This is a genomic window from Propioniciclava sp. MC1595, from assembly GCF_017569205.1.
Taxonomy (GTDB): Bacteria; Actinomycetota; Actinomycetes; order Propionibacteriales; family Propionibacteriaceae; genus Propioniciclava.
Genome location: NZ_CP071870.1, coordinates 1,829,629 through 1,853,845, shown reverse-complemented (window position 1 = coordinate 1,853,845; position 24,217 = coordinate 1,829,629). Strand labels below are relative to the sequence as shown.

Here is a 24,217-nt window from a genome sequence, read left to right as displayed (position 1 = left end):
TGCGTGACTGACGCGCTCTACCTCCTCCCCGCCGTCGACGTGCAGGGCGGCCAGGCCGTCCAGCTGTCACAGGGCATCGCCGGGTCCGAGAAGGTATTCGGCGACCCGCTCGCCGCGGCCCGCCGCTGGCAGGAGGCCGGCGCCGAGTGGCTGCACCTGGTCGATCTGGACGCCGCCTTCGGGCGCGGTTCGAACGCCGACGTCATCGCCGAGATCACAGAGGCGATGGACCTGAAGGTCGAGCTGTCCGGCGGCCTGCGCGACGACGCCGCGCTCGAGCGCGCGCTCGCGACCGGCTGCGCGCGGGTGAACCTGGGCACCGCCGCCCTGGAGAACCCCGACTGGTGCGAGAAGGCCATCGCCGAGCACGGCGAGCGCATCGGCATCGCCATCGACGTCAAGGGCACCCAGCTCGCCGCCCGCGGGTGGGTGCGTGAGGGCGGCGACTGGCGCGAGGCCGTCGACCGGCTCTCGGCGGCGGGGTGCCGCACGTTCGTCGTGACCGACGTGAAGTCCGACGGCATGCTGACCGGCCCCAACCTCCAACTGCTCAGGGACGTGGCCGCGCGCACCGACGCCGAGGTCATCGCCTCCGGCGGCATCGCCCAGCTCGACGACCTGCGCGCCCTGCGCGAGCTCGTGCCCCTGGGCGTGACCGGCGCGATCATCGGCACGGCGCTCTACGTGGGCAACTTCACGCTCACCGACGCCCTGCGCGTGGCCCGCGAGGGCTGACTCAGCCGGCCCGCCGGTACAGGAACGCGGCCATCGCGTCGCGGTTGACCGGGCTCAGCGGCCGGTAGGTCCCGTCGGCGTAGCCCGTCGTGGTGCCCGTCGAGGCGAGCCACTCGATCTCGGTGCGGAACGCCGTGCCGACCGGCACGTCGCTGAACCGGGCCCGCGTCGGCGGGGTGAACGCCGGCGATCCGGACGCGCGGTACAGGAAGGCGGCCATGGCGTCGCGGTTGATCGGGTCGTACGGCCGGAAGGTGTTGTCCCGGTACCCGGTGGTGATGCCGGCTGCCTTCATCCACTCGATCTCGCGGAAGAAGGGCGCGCCGACCGGGACGTCGGTGAAGGAGGCCCGGGTCGGGGCGGTGAACGCCGGCGATCCCGCGGCGCGGTACAGGAAGGCCGCCATCGCGTTGCGCTGGACTGGTTGCACCGGGCGGTAGGTGTTGTCGGACCAGCCCTCGCTGATCCTCATCGCGCGCATCCACTCGATCTCGCCCTCGAAGCCCGTGCCCGGGGGCACGTCACGGAAGGCCGGCAGGAGGGTCGGCGTGGTCCCTCGGGGCACCCAGTGGGCCAGCGTGGCGCCGCGGGCCGGCGTCCAGACCATCGCCAGCTTGCCGAACGTCTTGTGGAACGTGCCGTTCGGCCCGGCCAGGATCATCGACGTGCTGGACCCCGTGCGGGCCAGGGTCAGGGTGCGCATCCGCGCGTAGACCGCCTCCATCTGGGGCGTGATCGTGGACGCCGGGCTGGGGTACACCGCCGGTGCGGTGCTGGTGCCCGGGGAGGGGGCCGCTCGAGGCGGCCGGGGTGGCCGGGACCAGCAGCCCCGTGGTGACCAGGGCGACGGCGAGCAGCGAGCCCAGCCAGCCGCGCACGCGCCGCAGGGGCGAGAGCCGACGCGGCTCGGGCTCCGGCTCGGGGTCTGGGTCGGGCCGGGGTTCCTCTCGCGGACCGAGCAGCCCGTCGGTGCTCGCGAACAGGCCAGCAGTGTTGGCGCCGGATGCCGCCCCGGGCGGGAGGAGGTAGGGGTCGAGGTCGAACCGGCCCCGGACCTCGGCGAGGAAGTCCGGCTTGTGGGGGTGCGAGGCGGCGTGGCAGACGAAGTGCTCGTCTGGGCGCTCGGCGAACTGGTGAATGCGGGCGTTGAAGGCCTCGGCGGGGTGGTAGGTCACCCGGTCGACGAGCCCGAGCCGGTCGATCTGGTACAGGATGCGCTCCTGGTCGCCGTGCTCGATGCAGACGTTCCCGTGCACGGACTCGTCCCACCACGCGCGGACGTCCTCGAACGGGGTGTCCAACGCCGCCCGGCCAGGACGCCGGCGGGGAACCACTCGTCCAGCGGCCGGTCGAGCTGCATGAAGTACGCGTCGTCGTCGATCCAGACGAGGACATCGTCGTCGGGCATGCCGTCGAGCGCGCGCAGGATGGCGTGCAGCTTCTGGTCGCAGGGGCTCGCCACCGGGTACGGGGTGACGTCGAACAGGTACCCGTACCCGTGCCGGCCGGCGTAGCACTGGTGGTCGACCGGGGAGGCCAGCCGCGGGTGCGTGTGCGAGGAGAGGATGTGCACTGCCACGCGGTCACTCTAACCGTGGCGTGCCGAGCCGCCCCGCCTGCGGTGTGTGGACAGGTCGCGCAGGTAGACCGGGAGCGCGAGCAGCGCCAGGCCCGCCCCCACCCAGAAGACGCCGCGGTAGCCGATCGTCGGCACCAAGAACCCGAACAGGATCGGGCCCACGCCCGTGCCTGCGTCGAGCATGAAGAAGTGCGTGGCGACGGCGGCGCCCGTGCGGTCGCGCGGCACCCGGCTCACGATGGCCGCCTGCCCCCCGGTCGTCATGGTGCCCCAGGTGAGGCCGAGCGCAGCGGCGCCGGCGAGCAGCCACCAGCCCGCCTGCGCGCTGGCCACCACGCCCATCGCGACCGCGAAGCCGAGCAGGGCGGGGGCGATCACGCGGCCCTCGCCGAGGAGGTCCTGTGCCCGTCCGGCGGCGGGCCGGGCGACGAGCACGACGAGCGCGTAGGTGAGGAAGAACCACGCCGCGGCCGGGGCCAGGGGCGTGTCCCGGGTGGCCGGGTCGAGGAAGGCGAGGATGGAGGAGTAGGCGAACCCGCTCAGGCCGATCACCACGCCCATGCCCATGGCGCGGGAGTCCAGCAGCGTGCGCAGCGAGAACGGCGGCAGGGCCAGGGTCCCGTCCGGCCGCCCCGGCAGGCCGCGGCGGAAGACCACCAGCAACACCAGCGTCAGCACCGCGGCCACCAGGGCCGCGACGAAGACCCACCGCATCCCGGCGACGCCGAGCAGCGTCAGCGCGAGCCAGGGTCCGACGCCGATGGCGATCGAGATGCCGGCCGAGAACCAGCCGGCCCCCTCGGCGCGGCGTCCGGCGGGCAGGGTCATCATCACGCCGCCGACGAGGGCCGAGCCCAGCAGGCCGAAGCCGATGCCGTTGAGCAGGCGGACGCCCATCATCACCCACAGCCCCGGCGCCACGAGGTATCCGGCGGTCGTGACCACGTAGAACGCTGACGCGGCGAGGGCGACGTGGCGCGGGCCGAACCGGTCGGTGAGCCAGCCGCCGAACAGGCGCGCCAGCAGCGCGCCCACGAAGAAGATGGACGCCAGCGCCCCGGCCTCAACCGGGGTGGCGCCGAAGGAGTCGACCGCGTGGCCGGCCATCGCCGGGACGAGCAGGTAAAAGATCATCGAGTTGAAGAACCCGGCGAACGACAGCCCGACGAAGCTCGGGGTCCACAGGCGCTCGCTCACGTGCGGAAGGGTAGCGGCCCGGTCACGATAGGATGGACGACGGACCTGAGGACGAACGAGGCGAAGGAGACCCATGGCAGGGCATTCCAAGTGGGCCACCACGAAGCACAAGAAGGCGGCACTGGACGCCAAGCGCGGCAAGCTGTTCGCGAACCTGATCAAGAAGATCGAGGTCGCCGCGCGCATGGGCGGTGGGGACCCCGGCGGGAACCCGACCCTGTACGACGCCATCCAGAAGGCGAAGAAGAACTCGGTCCCCAACGACAACATCGACCGCGCGGTCAAGCGGGGTTCGGGCGAGGGCGCCGACGCCGTCGCCTACGACGAGATCACCTACGAGGCGTACGGCGCCGCGGGCGTGGCGATCCTGATCCAGGTGCTGACCGACAACCGCAACCGCTCGGCGTCCGACGTCAAGGTCGCGATCACCCGCAACGGCGGCACGGTCGCCGACATGGGCTCTGTCGCGCGCGTGTTCGACCGCAAGGGCGTCGTCGAGGTCAAGAAGACCCAGCCGGCGGCCGACAAGAAGGCGGCCGACAAGGTCGTCACCGAGGACGACCTGCTCGAGGCCACCCTCGACGCCGAGCCCGAGGACATCGTCGACGAGGGCGACGTCTTCAAGATCGTGTGCGACCCGACCAACCTGGTCGCCGTGCGCAAGGCGGTGCAGGACGCCGGGCTCGACTACGAGTCGGCCGACCTCGAGTTCCGCCCGCAGTTCGAGCAGGCCGTCGACTCCAAGGAGGCGGCCGAGAAGCTGTTCAAGCTGCTGGACGCGATCGAGGACGTCGACGACGTCGAGGCCGTGTACAGCAATGAGGACGTGCCGGACGAAATCCTCGAGTCGCTCGACGCCTGAGGCTAGGATCCGAACAGACGTTCGGACTTCCAGGCTCAGGAGTGGCATGCGCGTGCTCGGGATCGACCCCGGCCTCACCCGGTGTGGGGTGGGGATCATCGAGGGCGACCCCGGGCGCACCCCGGCCCTCCTGCTGGCCGACGTGGTCCGCACCCCGGCCGAGATGGAGACGGGGCAGCGCCTCGCCAGCCTCGAGCGCAGCCTGGTGCAGTACCTGGCCGAGTACCGACCCCACGCCATCGCGGTGGAGCGCGTCTTCGCGCGCCGCGACGTGAGCACGATCATCGGCACGGCCCAGGCGTCCGGCGTGGTGCTGCTCGTCGGCACGCGGGCGGGGCTGAACGTGGCCCAGCACACGCCGAGCGAGGTGAAGGCGTCCATCACCGGCAACGGTCGCGCCGACAAGGCGCAGGTCGGCCAGATGGTCATGCGCATCCTGAAGCTGGACGCCCCGCCCCGGCCCGCCGACGCGGCCGACGCGGTGGCCCTGGCGATCTGCCACCTGTGGCGGGCGCCGGCCATCGCCCGCATCAACGAGGCGCAGGTGCGCCGCGACCTGGCGCTGGGGCGGGCCCTGGCCCGCGCCCGGGCCGCGCAGAGGAGACTGGCATGATCGCCCAACTCACGGGCACCGTGACCGCCGTCGGCGGCACGTGGGTGGTGCTCGACCTGAGCGGCTTCGGGGTGCGCGCGCTGTGCACCCCGGCGACGGTCGCCGCGGTGCGGGTGGGGGAGTCCGCGACGCTGCACACCTCGCTGGTGGTGCGGGAGGACTCGCTGACCCTGTACGGCTTCTCCGACGCCGACGAGCGCGACGCGTTCGAGCTGGTGCAGTCGGCCTCGGGCATCGGCCCCAAGATCGCGCAGGCGGTCGTGTCGGTGCTGCCGCCCGACGACCTGCGCGCCGCGATCAGCCAGGGCGACATCGCCGCCCTCACCCGGGTGCCCGGCATCGGCCCCAAGGGCGCGCAGAAGATGGTCATCGAGCTGAAGGACAAGGTGAACGCGCTCGGCGCGACCCCCCACCTCGGCGGGAACCGCCCCTCGCTGCCGCAGCCCGGCGACTGGCGCGAGCAGGTGGCCTCGGGCCTGGAGTCCCTCGGGTGGGGCAGCAAGGACGCCGCGGCCGCGGTCGACCGCGTGGCCCACCTGCGCGAGGCCGACGAGACCATCGGGATCGGCGAGCTCATGCGCGCCGCCCTGCGGAGTCTGGCGAAGTGATGGCGAAGCTCTCCGACGACCCGCTCGACCCGAACGCCCACGTCGACGACCAGGCTGCCGAGGGTGCCCTGCGCCCGCCGTCGCTGGCCGAGTTCCGGGGCCAGCCCCGCGTGAGCGAGCAGCTCGGCCTCGTGCTGGCCGCCGCACAGCACCGCGGCGCGGTGCCCGACCACGTCCTGTTGTCCGGCCCGCCCGGGCTGGGCAAGACGACGCTGGCCATGATCATCGCCAACGAGCTGGGCACGCCGCTGCGGATCAGCTCGGGCCCGGCCATCCAGCACGCCGGCGACCTCGCCGCGATCCTGTCCGGGCTCGCCGAGGGGGAGGTGTTCTTCCTCGACGAGATCCACCGCATGAGCCGCCCGGCCGAAGAGATGCTCTACCTGGCCATGGAGGACTTCCGCGTCGACGTCATCGTCGGCAAGGGCCCCGGAGCCACCGAGATCCCGCTGGAGATCCCGCGGTTCACCCTCGTCGGCGCCACCACACGCGCCGGGCTGCTGCCCGGCCCGCTGCGCGACCGGTTCGGCTTCACCGGCCAGCTGGACTACTACGACGCCGCCGACCTCGTCGGCATCGTCAGCCGCAGCGCGGCCCTGCTCGGCGTCCGGATCGACACCGCCTCGGCCGAGGTCATCGCCGGCCGCAGCCGAGGCACGCCCCGCATCGCCAACCGCCTGCTGCGCCGCGTGCGCGACTACGCGCTGGTGAAGGCGTCCGGACGGATCACCCCGCAGGTGGCTGCCGCCGCCCTCGAGCTGTACGAGGTCGACGAACTGGGCCTGGACCGCCTCGACCGCGCCGTCCTCGAGGCCGTCTGCTCCCGCTTCGGCGGCGGCCCGGTCGGGCTGTCGACGCTGGCGATGAGCGTGGGGGAGGAGACCGAGACCGTCGAGGAGGTCGCCGAGCCGTACCTCATCCGGCAGGGCTTCCTGATGCGGACGCCCCGCGGTCGGGTCGCCACGCCCCGGGCGTACCGGCACCTGGGCCTCCGCGTGCCCGCGGCACGCGCGGACCTGTTCAGCGACTCCGACGACTGAGGCGGTAGGGTTGCCCCTTGGTGGGGTGCCGTACGGTGTGCCTCGCGTTCGTCCACCGAAGAGGTTTGTGTCCCGATGCCTGCTGACAACTCGATGCTGTCGACCCTGCTCATGTTCGCCGTCATGGGCCTGGCGTTCTGGCTGCTCCTGATCCGTCCCGCGCAGCGCAAGCAGAAGGCGCAGCAGGAGATGGTCCGGGCCCTCGGCCCGGGCACCCGCGTGATGACCACCGCCGGCGTGCTCGCGACGGTCCGCGAGGTGGGGGAGCGGACCGCCGTGATCGAGATCTCCCCCGGGGTGGAGATGACCGTCCTGAAGCAGGCGATCATGCGCACGGTCACCGCCGACGAGGAGGAGTTCGAGTACGACGACGAGGACGGGGCCGACGAGCCCGCGCCCGAGGCGTCCGGCTACGAGACGTTCGACACCTTCGACCCCGAGCGGCCCGTCGACCCCGACACCCGCACCAACTGATCCCCCCGCACCACCGTTCGAGAGCCGGAGTCCCGTGGCAACCGAGAGCAGGCACAAGCAGCGTCCCCTGCGCACCCTCATCGTCTTCTTCGCCGTGGTCGCGGCCCTGTTCGCCATCATGGCCCTGGCCAACACGTGGACGCCCAAGCTGGGCCTCGACCTGCGTGGCGGCACGACCATCACGCTGACGGCGCGCAACACCACCGGCAGCGGCGCGGTCGACCAGGCCAGCCTGGAACAGGCGCGCACGATCATCCAGCAGCGCGTCGACTCGATCGGCGTCGGTGAGTCCGAGGTCGCGGTCGTGGGCAACAACCAGGTCACCGTGTCGGTGCCCAACGTCGCCCCGGCCCAGCTGCAGGAGATGGTCGGCCAGACCGCCCAGCTGTACTTCCGCCCGGTGTACGCCGTGGAGATGGCAGGCCCCTCGACCGGTGGCGGCCTCCCGCTGCCCCCGCCCGAGCCGCGCCCGACCGTGGCGGCCAACCCGCAGCCCACGACCGACGAGGTGCTGGCCTGGCAGCCCACTGAGCGCGACCTGGCCGACTTCCAGGCCTACGAGTGCGGCCAGCCGTTCCCCGACGTGCCCGACCAGGTGCTGATCACCTGCGACCGCGAGAACGTCACCAAGTTCCTGCTCTACCCGGCGGTCATCGACGGCACGATGCTGACCAACGCCAGCGCCGGCATCCCGCAGGCCAGCGTGAACTGGATCGTCCAGCTGTCCCTGAACGGCGAGGGCGCGACGATCTTCGAGAAGGTCACCGGCGCCCTGGCCCAGAAGCCCGAGCCGCAGAACACCTTCGCGATCGTCCTCGACGGTGCCGTCGTCACCTACCCGCGCCTGTCGGGCCCGATTCCCGGCGGGCAGGCCCAGATCGAGGGCAACTTCACCCAGCAGAGCGCCACCGACCTGGCCAACGTGCTCAAGTACGGCTCGCTGCCGCTCTCGTTCGACCTCTCCGAGGTCTCCAACGTCTCCCCGACGCTGGGTGGCGAGCAGCTGCGCGCCGGCATCATCGCCGGCCTCATCGGCATCGGCCTGGTGCTGATCTACTCGGTGGTCTACTACCGCGCCCTGTCGATCGTGGTCATCGGCTCGCTCGCGCTGGCCGCCGTGCTGACCTACCAGATCATGGTGCTGCTCGGTGAGGGCATGGGCTTCGCCCTGAACCTGCCCGGCATCGCCGGCGCGATCGTGGCCATCGGCATGACGGCCGACTCGTTCATCATCTTCTTCGAACGCATCCGTGACGAGGTCCGCGAGGGCCGCTCGCTGCGCACGGCGATCGAGACCGGCTGGATCGGCTCGCGCAAGACGATCCTGATCGCCGACGCGGTGTCGCTGCTGTCGGCGGTCGTCCTGTTCGCGCTGGCCATCGGTTCGGTGAAGGGCTTCGCGTTCACCCTGGGCCTGACGACCCTGATCGACATCGCGATCGTCTTCTGGTTCACCAAGCCGCTGGTCACGCTGCTCGGGCGCACCAAGTACTTCGGCGAGGGCCGCCGGTTCTCGGGCTTCGAGCCCGAGCACATGGGCGCCCAGCGCCGGTCCCCGATCCGTCGCCTCCGCGCGACCGCCCCCCAGGAGGTGTGATGAGCGAGCGGAAGGCCAGCCTCGCCCACCGGCTCTACACCGGTGACCTGAGCTACGACTTCGTCGGCAAGCGCAAGCAGTGGTACATCGTCTCGGCGGTCATCGTCGCGATCTGCCTCGCCGCCATCGGGCTGCGCGGCCTCAACCTGTCGATCGACTTCACCGGCGGCTCCGAGTTCACGGTGCCGACCCAGGTCACCTCGACCACCGTCGACGACTACCGCAACGCGGTGCAGGACGAGAGCGGGCTGCCCGAGCTCGGCGAGGTCAAGGTCAACTCCGTGGGCGACAACCAGGTGCGCATCCAGGTGCGCGCCCTGGGCGCCGAGGAGATCAACCAGATGACCTCGTTCCTGGCCGAACGTGCCGGGGTCGCCAACGAGGAGGTCACCAACAACCTCATCGGGCCGAACTGGGGCCAGCAGATCACCCAGCAGGGCCTGATCGCGCTCGTCGTGTTCCTCAGCCTCGTCGCGCTGATGATCGCGATCTACTTCCGCAACTGGAAGATGTCGGCGGCAGCCCTCATCGCCCTGCTGCACGACCTGATCGTCACCATCGGCGTGTACGCGATCCTGCAGTTCGCCTTCACCCCGGCGACCCTGATCGGCGTGCTGACGATCCTCGGCTACTCGCTGTACGACACGGTCGTCGTGTTCGACAAGGTGCGCGACAACACCACCGACATCACCAAGCAGTCCCGCACGCTGGCCACGGCGTCCAACCTGGCGATCAACCAGGTGCTCGTGCGCTCGATCAACACCACGATCATCGGTGTCCTGCCCGTGGCCGCGCTGCTGGCCGCCGGCGTGTTCATCCTGGGCACCGGCCCGCTGAAGGACCTCGGCCTGGCCATGTTCGTCGGCATGATCGCCGGCGCGTACTCGTCGCTGTTCCTGGCCGCGCCGATGTTCGTCCAGATGCGCGAGCGCGAGCCCGAGATCATCGACCACAACAAGCGCGTCGCCAAGCGGGGCACGAAGAAGGAGCAGCCGGTCGCCGCCGCCAGCACGCTGCCCGCCACCGCGGGCGCCCCGCTGCTCTCCACGACGGACGCCCCGCCGGTCGACGCGGCCACCCTCGGCGCCGTCCGGGCCGAGGACCTCGGCCCGCGCAACCAGCCCCACCGCAGCACCCGCTCCGAGCGCCGGAAGGACGGCCGATGAACGCGAACCAGGAGCTCATCCTCGAGCTGATCCGCGATGTCCCCGACTGGCCCAAGCCCGGCGTGGTGTTCAAGGACATCACCCCGCTGCTGGCCAGCCCGAAGGGCTTCGAGGCAGCCGTCGACGAGCTGGTCGCGCTGGCCCCCGGCCCCATCGACATCGTCGTGGGCATGGAGGCGCGCGGGTTCATCTTCGCCGCCCCGGTGGCGCTCAAGCTGGGCGCCGGGTTCGTGCCGGTCCGCAAGCCGGGCAAGCTGCCCGGCGCGGTCGACGAGCAGAGCTTCGCCCTCGAGTACGGGCACGAGACGCTGACGATCCACACCAACGCCCTGTGGCCCGGCGCGCGCGTCATGGTCATCGACGACGTCCTCGCCACCGGCGGCACCGTCGGCGCGACGGCGGCCCTGATCAAGCGCCAGGGGGCCGAGCTGGTCCACGTCGCGGTGCTCATGGAACTGGGCTTCCTCGACGGCCGCGAGAAGCTCACCGAACTGGGCGCCGACACCCTCTCCGCGGTCGTCACGGTGTAGCCATGGCCGAGCGGTCGTCGCAGTCGCTGTGGGGCTACCAGGCCCTCGTCAGCCTGCCGACGGTGGCGGCGGACCCGTTCCGCGAGCTCGTCCGGCGGGCGCTGCTGGCGGTGGGCATCGTCCTGCTCAACACGTTGATCGTGTGGCTGGACCACGAGAGCTACGCCGACAACGTCAACGGGGACGGCGTCAGCTTCATCGACGCGCTGTACTACGCGACGGTCACCGTCACGACGACCGGGTACGGCGACATCACCCCGGTCTCCGACCACGCCCGCCTGCTGAACGCCCTGCTGGTCACACCCCTGCGCATCGCGTTCCTGATCCTGTTGGTCGGCACCACCCTCGAGGTGCTCGCCAACGAGGGTCGCCGCGCGATGATCGACACCCGCTGGAGGAAGAAGATGCGCAACCACACCGTCGTGCTCGGCTACGGCACCATGGGCCGCAGCGCGCTGAACACCCTGCTGCGCAACGGCGCCGAGTCCGACCGGATCGTCGTGGTCGACGGCAGCCAGGCCGCCGTCGACGAGGCCAACCGCAACGGGCTGGCCGCCTTCCTGGGCGACGCGACCTCGCGCGAGCTGCTGCGGCGCGCCGAGGTGCCCAAGGCCAAGCACATCGTGATCACCGTCAACCGCGACGACACGGCGATCCTGGCCACGCTGACGGCCCGCCAGCTGAACCCGCACGCGCACATCGTCGCGGCGGTCCGGGCCGCCGACAACGTGTCGCTGCTGCGGCAGAGCGGCGCCGACGGCGTCATCACGAGCTCGGACGCCGTGGGTCGCCTCATCGGCCTCTCCGCCGTCAGCCCCGACCTGGGCGCCACGATGGAGGACCTGCTGTCCTACGGCGAGGGCCTCGACATCGCCCAGCGCCTGGTGGCCCCCGACGAGGTCGGCCACAGCACGCAGGACATCGTGGGCGAGCGCGTCCTCGGCGTCGTGCGCGGCGGCCTGCTGCGCCGCTTCTTCGACCCCAGCGTGGCCACGCTGAAGACCGGCGACGAGCTGGTGGTGGTCCGCCCCAGCCGTCGGACGCGCCAGCGGTAGACTCGGCGCCACCGTCGATGGGGGGAGGGGGCACACCGTGAGTGAGGCCACGAACCAGACTGCGGGGACGCAGGAGTACGACCCGCGCGTGCCCGCGCTGCCGGACGCCCCGTCGCCCCTGCCCTCCGCGCCCGACCAGCCGCGCCGCAGCGTGCGCCGGATGCTGGCGCTGCTGGGTTCGCAGAAGCCCTCCACCTCGGCGGCCCTCGACCCGCTGTTCGCGGCGATGCGCCAGCACCACGCCAAGGTCGACACCGCGGTCATCGAGCGCGCCTACCGCACCGCCGAGCACTACCACGACGGGCAGACCCGCAAGAGCGGCGACTCCTACATCACGCACCCCCTCGCCGTGGCGACCATCCTGGCCGGCCTGGGGCTGACCGAGCCGACGATCTGCGCGGCCCTGCTCCACGACACGGTGGAGGACACCGGCTACACGCTGGCCCAGCTGACCGCCGACTTCGGCGAGGAAGTCGCCACGATGGTCGACGGGGTCACCAAGCTGGACAAGATGGTCTACGGCGAGTCGGCCAAGGCCGAGACCATCCGCAAGATGGTCGTCGCGATGGCCCGCGACATCCGGGTGCTGGTGATCAAGCTGGGCGACCGGCTGCACAACATGCGCACGATCACCTCGCTGCGCCAGGACAAGCAGATCCGCATCGCCCGCGACACCCTCGAGATCTACGCCCCGCTGGCGCACCGCCTGGGCATGAACGCGATCAAGTGGGAGCTGGAGGACCTCTCGTTCTCGGTCATCGAGCCCAAGATCTACTCCGAGATCGTCAAGCTCGTCGCCGAGCGCGCCCCGCTGCGCGACCAGTACCTGGGCACGGTGGTGAACCAGGTCAAGGAAGACCTGGCCGAGAACAAGATCAAGGCCACGGTGTACGGCCGGCCCAAGCACTACTACTCGATCTACCAGAAGATGATGGTCCGCGGCCGGGACTTCTACGACATCTACGACCTGGTCGGCCTGCGCATCCTGGTCGACACCAAGCGCGAGTGCTACGACGTCCTGGGCGTGCTGCACGCCCGCTGGCGCCCCCTGCCCGGGCGGTTCAAGGACTACATCGCGATGCCGAAGTTCAACCTCTACCAGTCGCTGCACACGACGGTGCTGGGTCCCGGCGGCAAGCCGGTGGAGCTTCAGATCCGCACCCACGACATGCACCGGCAGGCCGAGTTCGGCGTGGCCGCGCACTGGCGGTACAAGGAGGGGCGCAGCGCCGGCGACCAGATCAACTGGGTGCAGTCGATCTCGGAGTGGCAGAAGGAGACCGAGGACTCCGGGGAGTTCCTCGACACCTTCACCGAGGAGATCGCCAAGAACGAGGTCTTCGTGTTCAGCCCCAAGGGCGACGTGATCTCGCTGCCCGCCGGGTCGACCCCGGTCGACTTCGCCTACGCCATCCACACCGAGGTCGGCCACCGCTGCATCGGCGCCCGCGTCAACGGCAAGCTCGTGCCGCTGGACTCGGCCCTGGAAATGGGCATGAGCGTCGACATCATCACCTCGAAGGCCGCCAACGCCGGGCCCAGCCGTGACTGGCTGGGCTTCGTCAAGACTCCGCGGGCCCGGTCGAAGATCCGCCAGCACTTCACCCGCGAGCGCCGCGACGAGGCCATCGAGCAGGGCAAGGACATGCTCACCAAGCAGATGCGCCGGGCCTCGGTGGCCCAGCGCCTGCTCACCCCGGAGGTGCTCGCCGGCTTGGTCCAGCACTTCCACGTCTCCGACGTGCCGAGCCTGTTCGCCGCGATCGGCGAGGGCTCGGTCGGGCCGCAGGCCGTGGTGCACCAGCTGGTCGAGACGGTCGGTGGCGGCGAAGCCGCGGCCGAGGCGTCCCTCGTCGACGAGGCGCTGCTGCTCAAGCCGATGCGCAAGCTGCCGCGCGACCACTCCGGTGTCGTCGTGGACGGCGACCCCGACATGTACACCAAGCTCGCCAAGTGCTGCCTGCCGGTGCCCGGCGACAAGATCCTGGGCTTCGTCACCCGCAGCGAGGGCATCTCGGTGCACCGCGAGGACTGCACCAACGTCGGGTCGCTCCAGCGCTACCCCGAGCGGATCGTCCCGGTGTCGTGGTCGCCGACCGCCGACGCGGCGTTCCTGGTCGCGGTGCAGCTCGAGGGCATCGACCGCGGCGGCATGCTCAGCGACGTCACCCGCGTGCTCAGCGACCTGCACATGAGCATCGTGTCGGTGAGCGCCAACGCGTCGAAGGACCACGTGTTCACGATGCGCCTGACGTTCCAGACGCCCGACCCGCGCCACCTCGACATGGTGCTGCGGAGCCTGCAGCGGGTCCCGGGCGTGTACGAGGTCAGCCGGGTCAAGCCGGGCTGATCAGCGCACCATCGCGCTGGCCATGCCCGCGAAGTACGGCACGAGCCACAGGCCCCACACGCCGAGCGAGAAGCGGTGGAAGGTGCGGCGCGCGGCGTCCGAGCCCTTCCACAGCACGACCAGCGCCCACGCGAGGTGGACGGCCATCAGCACCAGCGCGAGCGCGCCGGTCACGGCCATGAGGGTGGTCAGCAGGGTGGCCACCCCTGCGGTCTCGTAGCTTCCGGCGCGGGCGATCTGCGCCATGAGCCACGTGCCGGACGCGTCGCACACCAGCCCGGCGGCGAACAGGGCGGCGTGGTGGGGGCGCAGGCCGCCGGAGCGGCGTTCGGCCCACACCCCGGAGGTGTACAGGAGCAGGGCGGCGGAGATGAGGACGATGGCGGCGATCAGCATGGCTCCACGCTAGGAACGCGGGCGACGCCGCCCATCGCCGGGGAGGATGGGGCGGGCTCAACCGAACGGTTGAGGCGGATGGCTCCGTTGGCGCGATGTGGGGCGGGCGTCCGGCTGGTGGGGTGGATGCATGACCACGACCACGAACTCGCACCCCCCTGTCCGCCGCGCCGCCAGCGCCCTCGAGCACCGCCTCGGCCTCGCCGCGGGCGTGTACGCCGGGCTCGGCCTGCTGGCTGGCCTCTTCTACCGCACGCTGACCCACTCCCGGGACTTCACCGGGGCCACCACCCTGTCGCTCGGCCACACCCACTTCCTGGCCCTCGGCATGCTCGTGATGCTGCTCGTCCTCGTGCTCGAGCGCCTGTTCGGACTCTCGGAGTCCAAGGCCTTCCGCTGGTTCGAGCCCCTCTACCATGTGGGCCTGCTCGTGACCGCCGGGGCCCTGATCGTCCGCGGCACCCTCCAGGTCGTGGCCACGAACCCGACCTCGATGGCCTTCGCCGGGGTCGCCGGCCTCGGCCACATCCTGCTCACGGTCGCGTTCGTCATGCTGTTCCTCGCCCTGCGCGGCGCCCTCCGCAGCGCCCGGTGACCCTGCGCGCGCTAGCGTGGCCCCGATGAGCACCGACGTCGCACCAGCCCACTCCGCAGCCCGCGCGCTGCGGGGTGGGCAGCACGTGCTGTTCGCCCTGCTGTGGACCATCGGCGCCTCCCAGACCTGGGCCGACGGCGCCGTCGCCGGGCCCGTCGCCGCCCTCGCGATCGCGCTGGCCCTCTGGTACGCGGTCGGGCTCCGGTTCTCGGGCCGGGTCTGGTTCGCGGTGCTGGCCGCGCTGTGGGTGGGGCTGGTGCTGCTGGCTCCGACCTTCGCCTGGCTCGTCTTCGCCCTGAACCTGATCGCCCTGCACCTGCTCCCCGACGGGCCCGCGATCGGGTCCGTCGTCGCCCTGACCCTGACCGCGATCAGCGTGCTGTGGCCCACGGCGTCCAACCCGCTGGCGGCGGTGCTCGGCCCCACGGTGGGTGCCGTCGTCGCGATCGGCGTGAGCTGGGGCTACCAGCGGATCCTCGCCGAGTCCGCCGAGCGCGGACGCCTCGTCGCCGAGCTGGTCGCCGTGCAGGAGGAGCTGGCCACCGTGCAGCGCCAGTCCGGCGCGCTGGACGAGCGGGCGCGCCTGGCCCGCGACATCCACGACACGCTCGCGCAGGGCTACAGCAGCATCCTGCTCCTGGCCCGCGCGGGGCTCGCGCGCGGGGCGTCCGAGGCGGAACTGCTGGGGCAGATCGAGGCGACTGCGGCGGAGAACCTCGTCGAGGCCCGCCGCGTCGTCCACGCGTTGACCCCGGCCCAGCTTGAGGACGCGCCCCTGCCCGCAGCCGTGCGCCGCCTGCTGGAGAGGCTGGCGTCCGAGACGGGGCTGCGCACCGACCTGGAGGTCGCAGGCGACCCGCTGCTGGCCCCCACGGCTGTCGACGTGGCGGTGCTGCGGTTGGTGCAGGGGGCGCTGGCCAACGTGCGGCAGCACGCGCGCGCCTCCCGGGTCGTGGTGTCGCTGAGCTATGCCCCCGACGAGCTGCTGGTCGACGTCGTCGACGACGGGCGCGGCTTCGACCCCGCCGCCACCCCCGAGGCCACGGACGCCGGCGGCTTCGGCCTGCGCGCCATGCGCGAACGCCTCGCCGCGCTGGGCGGGACGCTGAGCGTCGAGTCGGCCCCGGGCGAGGGGACTGCGGTCGCGGCCTCGGTGCCGCTGGGAGGGGGAGCATGACCACCGTCGTGATCGTGGACGACCACCCGGTCGTGCGCGCGGGCCTCACGGCCCTGTTGGCCACGCGGCCGGGGATCGAGGTCGTGGGGGAGGCCGGCGACGGCTCCGCCGCGCTGGCGGTCGTGGGCCGGGAGCGCCCCGACGTCGTGCTCATGGACCTCCAGCTGGGCTCCGACAACGGCGTCGACGTGACCCGCGAGCTGCTGCGCCGCGACCCGCCGGCGCGGGTGCTGATCCTGACCACCTACGACACCGACGCCGACATCGTGGCCGCGATCGAGGCGGGGGCCGCGGGCTACCTGCTCAAGGACGCCACCCCGGAGGCGCTCGGGGCCGCGGTCGAGGCCGCCGCCCGCGGTGAGGCCGTCTTCGCCCCCGCCGTCGCCGGACGCCTCGCGCGCCGGGTCGTCGCGCCACCCAGCGAGCTCACCGAACGGGAGCGCGAGGTCGTGGTGTTGCTGGCCGAGGGGTTGGCCAACCGTCAGATCGCGCGGCGGCTGTTCCTGTCGGAGGCGACGGTGAAGACGCACCTCGTCCACGTCTACGAGAAGCTGCGCGTGGACAACCGGACCGCGGCAGTGGCCGCGGCCCGGCAGGCCGGGATCATCCGGTAGGCGACCTCAGCGGGTGAAGTCGGCCAGCGTGGCCTTGGCCTGGTCGAGCCAGGTCTGGTAGGTCGCGATCGAGTCCTGGGCCTTCTTGGCGGCCTGCTTGTCCCCGCGGGCCTCGGCCTTCTCGGCCTTGGCGGCCAGTTTGTCGATCTCCGCGCTGAGCATGGCGACCGTCTCCTCGGCGCGCTGGCGCGCCTCGGGGTCGGTGCGCTTCCACTCGTCCTCCTCGGCCTTGCGGACGGCCTGCTCGATCGCGCGGACGCGGTTGTCGAGGCCGCGCATGGCGTCGCGGGGGACCTTGCCGAGGGCGTGGTACTCCTCGAGGAAGGTGCGGAAGGCGGCGCGCGCCGACTCCACGTCCTTCACCGGGACGATGCTCGCCTCGGCCTTGGCCAGCAGCTCCTCCTTGGCGACCAGGTTGCCGGTGAACTCCTCGTCCTGGGCGCTCTGGGCGGCGGTGCGGGCGCCGAAGAACTGGTCCTGGAGACCGCGGAACTCGGCCCAGAGCTTGTCGTCGTGCTCGCGGGCGGCCGATCCGGCGGCCTTCCAGCGGGTCATCAGGTCGCGGAAGGCACCCGAGGTGGGGCCCCAGTCGGTGGAGTCGGCCAGCGAGCGGGCCTCCTCGATGATCTGCTCCTTGACGGCCTTCGCCTCGCCCCAGCGCGCGGACTGCTCGGCGAACTGGGCCTTGCGGCGGCGGGTGTAGGTGGTGCGGGCGGAGCTGAACCGGTGCCACAGCGCGTCGTCGGTGGCGCGGTCGATGCGGGGGAGCTTCTTCCAGTCCTCGAGCAGCTGGCGGAAGCGGTTGACCCCGCCGCGCCAGTCGTTGCCGGACGCCAGCGCCTCGGCCTCGGCGACCATGGCCTCCTTGGCCTCGCGGGTGGCCTCGTGCTGCTTGGCGCGCTCGGCCTTGCGGGCCTCGGACGCCTCGGCCAGGCGGGGCTGCAGGGCCTCGAGCCGGGTCTCCAGGGCGGCGAGGTCGCCGACCGCGTTGGCCTCGGACACCGACTTGCGCAGGTTCTTGATCGTGTGGCGTGCGTCGTCGGGGGAGACCGCACCGGAGTTCAGGCGCTGCTCGAGCAGCGTCACCTCCAGCTCGAGGGCCTCGTAGCGCCGGACGAAGAAGGCGAGCGCCTCGTCGGGGGACACGTCGGGAACCTGACCGACCGCCCGTTCGCCCTCACCCGTGGTCACGTAGACGGTGCCATCGGGGTCGACACGACCGAAGCTGGCCGGACCTGCAGAGTCAGTCATGGGCTCCATCTTGCACGAAAACACCCCTCCGGCGCGCGCGGTCTGGCCGACGATAAGGTAACGGACGTGTTCCTGACCTCGTTCCCGGCCGGTCCGCTGCAGGCCAACTGCTACATCCTGTCGATGGATGGGCGGCGGTGCGTGGTCGTCGACCCCGGTGTCAACGCGTTCGAGCCGGTCAAGGAGCTCGTCGCCGAGCACGGGCTCACCGTCGAGGCGGTACTCCTCACACACGGGCACCCCGACCACGTGGGCGGTGCGGCCGACGTGGCCGACCACTACGGCGTCCCGGCCTACCTGCACGAGTCCGACCGCGAGCTGTTCGACACCTCGCTGCTGATGCCGTGGGCCCTCGAGATCATCGACCGGTTCGGCGTCAACCACGTCGAGCCCGCCGACCTGCGTGACCTCGTCGGCGGCGAGACGCTGGAGCTGGCCGGCATGACCTTCACCACCGAGGTCGCGCCGGGTCACCGCCCGGGCTGCCTGCTGTGGCGCACGCCCCTGGTCGAGCCGGTGCCGCAGGCGCCCGAGCTGACCGAGATCGTGTTCACCGGCGACGTGGTGTTCGCCGGCTCCATCGGGCGCACCGACCTGCCCGGCGGCGACGACGAGGCCATGCGACGCTCGCTGCGCGACGTCGTCCTGGCGCTGCCCGACACCGCCGCCCTGGTGCCGGGGCATGGGCCCGAGACCACGATGGCCCACGAGCGGGCCACCAACTCCTACCTGACCGAGAGCTACCTGAGGTGAGCATGCGTCCCAAGCCGTTGTCCGGGTTCCCCGAGTTCCTGCCCGCCGGGCGGATCGTGGAACAGGCCGTCCTCGACTCGCTGCGCGAGACGTTCGAGCTGCACGGCTTCGCCTCGATCGAGACCCGTGCGGTCGAGACGATGGACTCCCTGACCCGCAAGGGCGAGATCACCAAGGAGGTCTACGTCGTCCGCCGGCTGCACGCCGCTGAGGGCGAGACCGGGGATGATCTGGGCCTGCACTTCGACCTCACCGTGCCGTTCGCGCGCTACGTGCTGGAGCACGCGGGTCACCTGGCGTTCCCGTTCCGGCGTTACCAGGTGCAGAAGGTCTGGCGCGGCGAGCGGCCGCAGGAGGGGCGCTACCGCGAGTTCGTGCAGGCGGACATCGACGTGGTGGGCGAGAACGCACTTGCGGGCCACCACGACGTCGAGGTGGCCCTGGTCATGCTGGAGGCCCTGGAGACACTGCACACCCGGTTCGGCGTCCCTCCGGTGGTCATGCACGTCAACAACCGCAAGCTGGCCGAAGGCTTCTACCGTGGCCTGGGCGTCACCGACCACATGGCCGTCCTGCAGCGGGTCGACAAGCTCGACAAGATCGGGCCGGACGCCGTGCGGGCCCTGCTGGTCGACGAACTCGGGATGAGCCCCGAGGCCGCCGACAAGTGTCTGGCGCTGGCCACGATCTCCACCCCCGACACCTCCTTCGTGGAGCAGGTGCGGGCGTTGGGCGTCCAGCACGAGCTGTTGGACGAGGGGCTGGCCGCGCTCGCCGAGGTGGTCGAGGCCGCCGCTGCGGCGGTTCCCGGGCGCCTGGTCGCCGACCTCAAGATCGCCCGGGGGCTGGACTACTACACCGGCACCGTCTACGAGACCGAGATGGAGGGCTTCGAGTCGCTCGGGTCGATCTGCTCCGGCGGCCGCTACGACGCCCTGGCCACGGACGGCAAGCGCACTTGGCCGGGCGTCGGCGTGTCGGTGGGCGTCACGCGCATCCTGGCCCCGCTGATCGCGAAGGGTGAGCTGGTGGCGTCCCGGTCGGTGCCGACCTGCGTGCTGGTCGCCGTCGATGCGGAGGAGACCCGGGCCGCTGCCATGGCGACGGCCGCGGCGCTGCGTGCGCGCGGCATCCCCACCGAGGTGGCGCCCAAGGCCGACCGGTTCGGCAAGCAGATCCGCTACGCCGACCGGCGCGGCATCCCGTTCGTGTGGTTCGCGGGACAGGACGGCGACTCGGTCAAGGACATCCGCTCCGGCGACCAGGTGCCGGCAGAGGCCGACTCCTGGCGGCCGCCGGAGGGAGACCTGCGGCCGTCAGTGGGGGCGGGTCAGGCCTGAACCTCGCCCGTGGTGGCGTCGACGTAGACCTCCACGTCGTCGTCGTCCGCGGTGTCGATCGTGACCTCCCACACGACGACGTTGTTGCGGTCGTCGAGTTCGATGTCGTCGATCGTCCCGGGGGTGGCCGCGAGTGCGGCCCTCATCGCGTCGGTGACGGAGATCGTGGCCGCGGCGGCACGCCGCTGGTCCTCGGGGTGGACCCGCTCGTCGCCACGGCGGTCGGTCACCGCGGTGCCGGCGTCATCGATCCTGAATTCGTGGATCCGGTCGCCCACGAGGACCTCAACCTCCCACCCGTTGCCCTCGCGGTCGAGCTCGATGACCCTGCCGTTCGCCTCGCCCTCCGCGGTGCGCACGGCGGCCTCGGCCGCGGCGTTGTGGGCGGTGTCGTCGGACGCCGCGTCCCCGCTGCCGGGGGTGGCGTTCGAAGCCGGGGGGTTGCCTGCCGGCGTCGTGGCCGGGGCGACCACGGGGCCGGAGGTGGTCGCCGGCGCCGGTGCCGGCGGGGTGGGGGAGGTGCAGCCGGCGAGGATCAGGCCGGCGGCCAGGACGGTGGGGATGAGGGCAGTCGTCTTCTTCATCCGACCAGCCCACCCCACCCATCGCCCTTCGCCAAGGGGGGTTGGCCCCGATCCATCCCCGAGTCCGGGCATGCGTACAATCATGGGCGCGCCCGCACCGTCTATGCGGGGCAGAGAAAGGAACATCGCATGCTGCGCACCCACCAGGCCGGGACCCTCCGTTCGGAGCACGTCGGCCAGACCGTCACCCTCGCCGGATGGGTCGCCAAGCGGCGCGACCACGGCGGCGTGGCCTTCATCGACCTGCGGGACGCCTCGGGCATCTGCCAGGTCGTCGTCCGCGACGAGTACCTCGAATCGGCGGGCATCCACGACCTGCGCAACGAGTTCTGCATCCAGGTGACCGGCGTGGTCGACGCCCGCGACGCCGAGAACGTCAACCCCAACATCGCCACCGGCCAGGTGGAGGTCGACATCCGCGACCTCGAGGTGCTCAACCCGGCCGCGCCGCTGCCGTTCCAGATCGACGAGCGCTCCGGCGTCGGCGAGGACGCGCGCCTCAAGCACCGCTACCTGGACCTGCGGCGTCCGCGCCAGCACGACGCGCTGGTGCTGCGCTCGAAGGTGACCCGCGCGATCCGCGAGGTGCTCGACGGCCGCGACTTCTACGACATCGAGACCCCCACCCTGACCCGCTCGACGCCCGAGGGCGCCCGCGACTTCGTGGTGCCCGCGCGCCTGCACCCCGGCAAGTGGTACGCCCTGCCGCAGAGCCCGCAGTTGTTCAAGCAGCTCCTGATGGTCGCCGGGATGGAGCGCTACTACCAGATCGCGCGCTGCTACCGCGACGAGGACTTCCGCGCCGACCGCCAGCCCGAGTTCACCCAGCTCGACATCGAGATGAGCTTCGTCGACCAGGACGACGTGATCGCCCTGGCCGAGGAGGTCATGGCGGCCTGCTGGCGCCTGATCGGCGTGGAGATGTCGCTGCCGCTGCCGCGGATGACCTGGCACGACGCCATGGACAACTACGGCTCGGACAAGCCCGACCTGCGGTTCGACAACAAGATCCGCGAGCTCACCTCTTACTTCGCCGACACGCCCTTCCGCGTGTTCCAGGCGCCGTACGTGGGCGGCGTGGTCATGCCGGGCGGGGCGTCCCAGCCTCGTCGCCAGTTCGACGCGTGGCAGGAGTGGGCCAAGCAGCGCGGCGCCAAGGGTCTCGCCTACGTGACCATCGGCGAGGACGGCACCCTCGGCGGGCCGGTCGCCAAGAACATCACCGACGCCGAGCGCGACGGCCTGGCCGCCGCCATGGACGCCCAGCCGGGCGACGCGATCTTCTTCGGCGCGGGTGCCCGCGAGGCCACCCAGGAGCTGCTGGGCGCCGCGCGCCTGGAGATCGGACGCCGCACCGGCCAGATCGACGAGGACGCCTGGTCGTTCCTGTGGGTCGTGGACGCCCCCATGTTCAAGCTGCGCGAGGACGCCGTCGCCTCCGGTGATGTCGCCATCGCCGAGGGCAAGTGGGCCGCGGTGCACCACGCGTTCACCTCGCCCAAGCCCGAGTCGCTCGACACCTTCGACACCGACCCCGGCTCGGCGCTGTCCTACGGCTACGACTTCGTCGCCAACGGCAACGAGATCGGCGGCGGCTCGATCCGTATCCACCGCCGCGACGTGCAGGAGCGCGTGTTCAAGGTCATGGGCCTGTCCCAGGAGGAGGCGCAGGAGAAGTTTGGCTTCCTGCTCGAGGCCTTCTCCTTCGGCGCCCCGCCCCACGGCGGCATCGCCTTCGGCCTGGACCGCCTCGTGATGCTGCTCGGCGGCTTCGACACCATCCGCGACGTCATCGCGTTCCCGAAGTCGGGCGGCGGGTTCGACCCGCTGACCGAGGCGCCGGCGTCCATCACGGCGCAGCAGCGCAAGGAGGCCGGGGTCGACGCCAAGCCGAAGGCCGACGAGAAAGCGACTGCCGAAGCCTGACCCGCCGAGGGCTTGAGTCTTTCGCCCAGGGCTTGGGTTCCTGCCGAGGGCTTGAGATGAGACAGCGTCTGGACCCAAGCCCTCGGCAGGAAACCCAAGCCCTCGGCGCAGCGTCAATCCTGAGTTGGGTCAAGCGGCTTAGTGCCTTGGGCTGGCTTGTTTGAGGTCGTCAAGGACGGCCTGCTCGTCGTCGCGGAGGGCTGGTGGCAGGGTCTGGATAGCGCCGTTGGCCTGGATCGTTGCTGAACGCAGCGGACGGAGTTGGCGCAGGACTCGACGTAGCGACAGGCCGGTCCGGTCCTGGACGGTGCGGCCGATGGCTAGGGCGGTGAACACGATGGTCAGGTGCGCCTCGATGGAGTCGCGTCGTCTGGCGAACAGTGGGCGGGCCCTCAGGTCACTCTTGGACATCCTGAAGGAGTGCTCCACGTGCCACAGGTCGGCATAGGAGCTGATCACCTCGGCAGCGGGCAGCACCGTGGCCGGGATGTTGGTGACCAGGCCTTTGAGTCCTGCCAACCGCCGGGCTCGGGCCAGCGCGGCTTCGTCCAGGACCAGTCCGTCGGTCTGTGTCTTGACGAACCTGGGCGTCCGGGCTGGTTTGTCCCCCTCGATCGCTGCCCGGGCCCGGTTCTCCTGGGCGGTGAGGGTCTTGTTGTCCCGGGCGAACCGCTTGGCCGAGTAGGACCACACCGCCCGCCACGAGTTGCGGTGCTGCTCGGGGTCCCAGACCGGCTCGCGACGCTTGGCGGTGTCGTTGTCGGTGTTCTTGCCGACCTTGGGGGTCAGGGTGTCGATGACCTGGCCGTCGGTGAACACATCCCCGTGCCAGCGGAAGTGGGAGGCCAGGTCGATCGGGGCCTTGGTGGTCTTGGACCCGACGATGAAGGTGTGCCCGGCCTGATCCAGGGCCTTCAAATTGGCAGCCGACAGCATCCCGGCGTCAGCGACCACGACCAAGTCCTCGATCTCGTGCCGGGCGGCGAAGGCCTCGATGATCGGCACGATCGTGTGCGTCTCGGCCTTGTTGCCCTCCCAGCACCCGATCTCCAACGGGAAACCGTGCCGGTCGACCAGCAGACCGACGATGATCTGCGGGTCGACCCGGCGTTCCTTGGAGTAGCCGACCTTGCGCAGGGCATCTTCCTCAGCGGCTTCGAAGTGCAGCGTGGTCACGTCGTACAGGCACAACGACACATCCCCGCTGGCCCGGGCCTGCTCGAAGCACAGTTTGGCGACCTGGTCGCGGTAGGCCCCGTCCTGGCATCGGCCCAACGTGCGCTTGCGCGTCGACAGGCTGGCCGCGGTCCGACCCAGGTCTGCCAGCACCCGGTCCACGTCCAGCAGGCTGGTCGGCTCCACCACCCGCGCGATGACCAGGTCGCGGAACACCTCATCGTCCAGGACGTCGAAACCCAGGTCGGTGTACACTCCGGCCAACGCCTCATACAGCAACGCCGAGGACGTTCGCAGCACGCGAGGCGCGGCCACCACCGGGCGCCGCACCGGGCCCTTGACCTGCTCCCCGAACAGCGTCTCGGCCGGGGCCGGCACCATCGCGGCCCAAGGAACTGGCAGCGACAGCCCCAGATCCAACTGCCCCTGGGCATCGTCCTGGAGCAGCTTGCTGGCCTGGGCCATCAGCAGCCCAAGCTCGGCTTCATCGTGCGCCGACCCCACGTGCCGCACGATGCGACGTCGACCACCCACCGACTCAGCGATCTGCACCGCGGTCGCCCCCGAGGCCGTCCGCACCCGCCGAATCCACGCCATGC

General features: G+C 71.3%; 24 protein-coding genes. 17 read left to right on the top strand and 7 right to left on the bottom strand.

All coding sequences use genetic code 11. The annotated features are described in order from the left end of the window. Positions 1-3 precede the first annotated feature (3 nt). On the top strand, positions 4-735 hold the full coding sequence (priA, locus tag J4N02_RS08810) for a bifunctional 1-(5-phosphoribosyl)-5-((5-phosphoribosylamino)methylideneamino)imidazole-4-carboxamide isomerase/phosphoribosylanthranilate isomerase PriA (protein ID WP_188333947.1): 732 nt from the start codon (positions 4-6) through the stop codon (positions 733-735). Position 736: 1 nt separating this feature from the next. On the opposite strand, the gene J4N02_RS08805 is transcribed toward priA, so the two are convergent. From J4N02_RS08805 to J4N02_RS08795, 3 genes are all read right to left on the bottom strand, one after another. After that, a complete protein-coding gene (locus tag J4N02_RS08805) occupies positions 737-1,495 on the bottom strand; it encodes an S-layer homology domain-containing protein (protein ID WP_208090913.1) in 759 nt (252 codons plus the stop codon). Positions 1,496-1,906: 411 nt separating this feature from the next. After that, positions 1,907-2,314, bottom strand: coding sequence for a hypothetical protein (locus J4N02_RS08800; RefSeq protein ID WP_188333948.1), 408 nt, complete (start codon positions 2,312-2,314; stop codon positions 1,907-1,909). 9 nt (positions 2,315-2,323) lie between these two features. Beyond that, a complete protein-coding gene (locus J4N02_RS08795; protein ID WP_188333949.1) occupies positions 2,324-3,511 on the bottom strand; it encodes an MFS transporter in 1,188 nt (395 codons plus the stop codon). 73 nt (positions 3,512-3,584) lie between these two features. Here J4N02_RS08795 and J4N02_RS08790 point away from each other — a divergent pair, with 73 nt between their 5' ends. The 10 genes from J4N02_RS08790 (at position 3,585) to J4N02_RS08745 (ending at position 13,806) form a co-directional block, all read left to right on the top strand. Continuing rightward, positions 3,585-4,373 (top strand): YebC/PmpR family DNA-binding transcriptional regulator, encoded by a 789-nt coding sequence (locus J4N02_RS08790; RefSeq protein WP_188333950.1) that lies wholly within the window; start codon positions 3,585-3,587, stop codon positions 4,371-4,373. A gap of 46 nt (positions 4,374-4,419) precedes the next feature. Beyond that, positions 4,420-4,986 carry a crossover junction endodeoxyribonuclease RuvC gene (gene ruvC, locus J4N02_RS08785; protein WP_188333951.1) on the top strand — a complete coding sequence of 189 codons (567 nt, stop codon included), beginning with the start codon at positions 4,420-4,422 and terminating at the stop codon, positions 4,984-4,986. Then, on the top strand, positions 4,983-5,594 hold the full coding sequence (gene ruvA / locus J4N02_RS08780; RefSeq protein ID WP_188333952.1) for a Holliday junction branch migration protein RuvA: 612 nt from the start codon (positions 4,983-4,985) through the stop codon (positions 5,592-5,594). Before ruvC ends, ruvA begins: the two co-directional genes overlap by 4 nt. Further along, positions 5,594-6,634, top strand: a complete 1,041-nt coding sequence (gene ruvB / locus J4N02_RS08775; protein WP_188333953.1) for a Holliday junction branch migration DNA helicase RuvB — start codon at positions 5,594-5,596, stop codon at positions 6,632-6,634. The genes ruvA and ruvB overlap by 1 nt, the downstream gene beginning before the upstream one ends. Positions 6,635-6,709: 75 nt before the next feature. Further along, positions 6,710-7,108, top strand: coding sequence for a preprotein translocase subunit YajC (gene yajC / locus J4N02_RS08770; protein ID WP_188333954.1), 399 nt, complete (start codon positions 6,710-6,712; stop codon positions 7,106-7,108). A 34-nt stretch (positions 7,109-7,142) separates the two neighbouring features. Beyond that, the gene (gene secD / locus J4N02_RS08765) at positions 7,143-8,705 is read left to right on the top strand and encodes a protein translocase subunit SecD (protein WP_188333955.1); all 1,563 of its coding nucleotides are present in this window, start codon (positions 7,143-7,145) and stop codon (positions 8,703-8,705) included. Beyond that, complete coding sequence (secF, locus tag J4N02_RS08760) at positions 8,705-9,871, top strand: protein translocase subunit SecF (protein WP_188333956.1); 1,167 nt, start codon at positions 8,705-8,707, stop codon at positions 9,869-9,871. Before secD ends, secF begins: the two co-directional genes overlap by 1 nt. Then, a complete protein-coding gene (locus J4N02_RS08755) occupies positions 9,868-10,401 on the top strand; it encodes an adenine phosphoribosyltransferase (RefSeq protein ID WP_188333957.1) in 534 nt (177 codons plus the stop codon). The genes secF and J4N02_RS08755 overlap by 4 nt, the downstream gene beginning before the upstream one ends. Before the next feature lie 2 nt (positions 10,402-10,403). Beyond that, complete coding sequence (locus J4N02_RS08750) at positions 10,404-11,456, top strand: TrkA family potassium uptake protein (RefSeq protein ID WP_182815105.1); 1,053 nt, start codon at positions 10,404-10,406, stop codon at positions 11,454-11,456. Positions 11,457-11,616: 160 nt separating this feature from the next. After that, positions 11,617-13,806, top strand: coding sequence for a bifunctional (p)ppGpp synthetase/guanosine-3',5'-bis(diphosphate) 3'-pyrophosphohydrolase (locus tag J4N02_RS08745; protein WP_188333972.1), 2,190 nt, complete (start codon positions 11,617-11,619; stop codon positions 13,804-13,806). On the opposite strand, the gene J4N02_RS08740 is transcribed toward J4N02_RS08745, so the two are convergent. Beyond that, a complete protein-coding gene (locus J4N02_RS08740) occupies positions 13,807-14,202 on the bottom strand; it encodes an HsmA family protein (RefSeq protein ID WP_188333958.1) in 396 nt (131 codons plus the stop codon). Between the two features lie 130 nt (positions 14,203-14,332). On the opposite strand from J4N02_RS08740, the gene J4N02_RS08735 reads away from it, so the two are divergent. Genes J4N02_RS08735 through J4N02_RS08725 form a run of 3 tightly spaced genes read left to right on the top strand, consistent with a single transcriptional unit; the run spans position 14,333 to position 16,588 of the window. Next, positions 14,333-14,797, top strand: coding sequence for a DUF2871 family protein (locus J4N02_RS08735; protein WP_188333959.1), 465 nt, complete (start codon positions 14,333-14,335; stop codon positions 14,795-14,797). A gap of 25 nt (positions 14,798-14,822) precedes the next feature. After that, on the top strand, positions 14,823-15,974 hold the full coding sequence (locus J4N02_RS08730) for a sensor histidine kinase (protein WP_188333960.1): 1,152 nt from the start codon (positions 14,823-14,825) through the stop codon (positions 15,972-15,974). Beyond that, a complete protein-coding gene (locus J4N02_RS08725; RefSeq protein ID WP_188333961.1) occupies positions 15,971-16,588 on the top strand; it encodes a response regulator transcription factor in 618 nt (205 codons plus the stop codon). The genes J4N02_RS08730 and J4N02_RS08725 overlap by 4 nt, the downstream gene beginning before the upstream one ends. Positions 16,589-16,594: 6 nt before the next feature. Here the strand turns inward: J4N02_RS08725 and J4N02_RS08720 are convergent, their stop codons facing one another. Next, positions 16,595-17,893, bottom strand: coding sequence for a DUF349 domain-containing protein (locus J4N02_RS08720; protein ID WP_375539354.1), 1,299 nt, complete (start codon positions 17,891-17,893; stop codon positions 16,595-16,597). Between the two features lie 12 nt (positions 17,894-17,905). Here J4N02_RS08720 and J4N02_RS08715 point away from each other — a divergent pair, with 12 nt between their 5' ends. Together J4N02_RS08715 and hisS are read left to right on the top strand one after the other, a co-directional pair. Further along, positions 17,906-18,592, top strand: coding sequence for an MBL fold metallo-hydrolase (locus J4N02_RS08715; protein ID WP_188333963.1), 687 nt, complete (start codon positions 17,906-17,908; stop codon positions 18,590-18,592). 2 nt (positions 18,593-18,594) lie between these two features. Beyond that, complete coding sequence (gene hisS / locus J4N02_RS08710) at positions 18,595-19,932, top strand: histidine--tRNA ligase (protein WP_188333973.1); 1,338 nt, start codon at positions 18,595-18,597, stop codon at positions 19,930-19,932. Here the strand turns inward: hisS and J4N02_RS08705 are convergent. Continuing rightward, a complete protein-coding gene (locus J4N02_RS08705; RefSeq protein ID WP_188333964.1) occupies positions 19,923-20,516 on the bottom strand; it encodes a PepSY domain-containing protein in 594 nt (197 codons plus the stop codon). The genes hisS and J4N02_RS08705 overlap by 10 nt on opposite strands. Before the next feature lie 129 nt (positions 20,517-20,645). On the opposite strand from J4N02_RS08705, the gene aspS reads away from it, so the two are divergent. Beyond that, positions 20,646-22,442: an aspartate--tRNA ligase gene (gene aspS, locus J4N02_RS08700; protein WP_188333965.1), complete on the top strand. Its 1,797-nt coding sequence runs from the start codon at positions 20,646-20,648 to the stop codon at positions 22,440-22,442. A gap of 138 nt (positions 22,443-22,580) precedes the next feature. On the opposite strand, the gene J4N02_RS08695 is transcribed toward aspS, so the two are convergent. Continuing rightward, positions 22,581-24,215, bottom strand: a complete 1,635-nt coding sequence (locus tag J4N02_RS08695; protein WP_208090912.1) for an IS1634 family transposase — start codon at positions 24,213-24,215, stop codon at positions 22,581-22,583. Between the last annotated feature and the right edge of the window lie 2 nt (positions 24,216-24,217).

What these genes read in the sequence shown, in the direction of transcription:
- J4N02_RS08790 (WP_188333950.1), top strand. Translation starts at nt 3,585, where the DNA reads ATGGCAGGGCATTCCAAGTGGGCCACCACGAAGCACAAGAAGGCGGCA.
- ruvC (WP_188333951.1), top strand. Translation starts at nt 4,420, where the DNA reads ATGCGCGTGCTCGGGATCGACCCCGGCCTCACCCGGTGTGGGGTGGGG.
- ruvA (WP_188333952.1), top strand. Translation starts at nt 4,983, where the DNA reads ATGATCGCCCAACTCACGGGCACCGTGACCGCCGTCGGCGGCACGTGG.
- ruvB (WP_188333953.1), top strand. Translation starts at nt 5,594, where the DNA reads ATGGCGAAGCTCTCCGACGACCCGCTCGACCCGAACGCCCACGTCGAC.
- yajC (WP_188333954.1), top strand. Translation starts at nt 6,710, where the DNA reads ATGCCTGCTGACAACTCGATGCTGTCGACCCTGCTCATGTTCGCCGTC.
- secF (WP_188333956.1), top strand. Translation starts at nt 8,705, where the DNA reads ATGAGCGAGCGGAAGGCCAGCCTCGCCCACCGGCTCTACACCGGTGAC.
- J4N02_RS08755 (WP_188333957.1), top strand. Translation starts at nt 9,868, where the DNA reads ATGAACGCGAACCAGGAGCTCATCCTCGAGCTGATCCGCGATGTCCCC.
- J4N02_RS08750 (WP_182815105.1), top strand. Translation starts at nt 10,404, where the DNA reads ATGGCCGAGCGGTCGTCGCAGTCGCTGTGGGGCTACCAGGCCCTCGTC.
- J4N02_RS08745 (WP_188333972.1), top strand. Translation starts at nt 11,617, where the DNA reads ATGCTGGCGCTGCTGGGTTCGCAGAAGCCCTCCACCTCGGCGGCCCTC.
- J4N02_RS08740 (WP_188333958.1), bottom strand. Translation starts at nt 14,202, where the DNA reads ATGCTGATCGCCGCCATCGTCCTCATCTCCGCCGCCCTGCTCCTGTAC.
- J4N02_RS08735 (WP_188333959.1), top strand. Translation starts at nt 14,333, where the DNA reads ATGACCACGACCACGAACTCGCACCCCCCTGTCCGCCGCGCCGCCAGC.
- J4N02_RS08730 (WP_188333960.1), top strand. Translation starts at nt 14,823, where the DNA reads ATGAGCACCGACGTCGCACCAGCCCACTCCGCAGCCCGCGCGCTGCGG.
- J4N02_RS08725 (WP_188333961.1), top strand. Translation starts at nt 15,971, where the DNA reads ATGACCACCGTCGTGATCGTGGACGACCACCCGGTCGTGCGCGCGGGC.
- hisS (WP_188333973.1), top strand. Translation starts at nt 18,595, where the DNA reads ATGCGTCCCAAGCCGTTGTCCGGGTTCCCCGAGTTCCTGCCCGCCGGG.
- J4N02_RS08705 (WP_188333964.1), bottom strand. Translation starts at nt 20,516, where the DNA reads ATGAAGAAGACGACTGCCCTCATCCCCACCGTCCTGGCCGCCGGCCTG.
- aspS (WP_188333965.1), top strand. Translation starts at nt 20,646, where the DNA reads ATGCTGCGCACCCACCAGGCCGGGACCCTCCGTTCGGAGCACGTCGGC.
- J4N02_RS08695 (WP_208090912.1), bottom strand. Translation starts at nt 24,215, where the DNA reads ATGGCGTGGATTCGGCGGGTGCGGACGGCCTCGGGGGCGACCGCGGTG.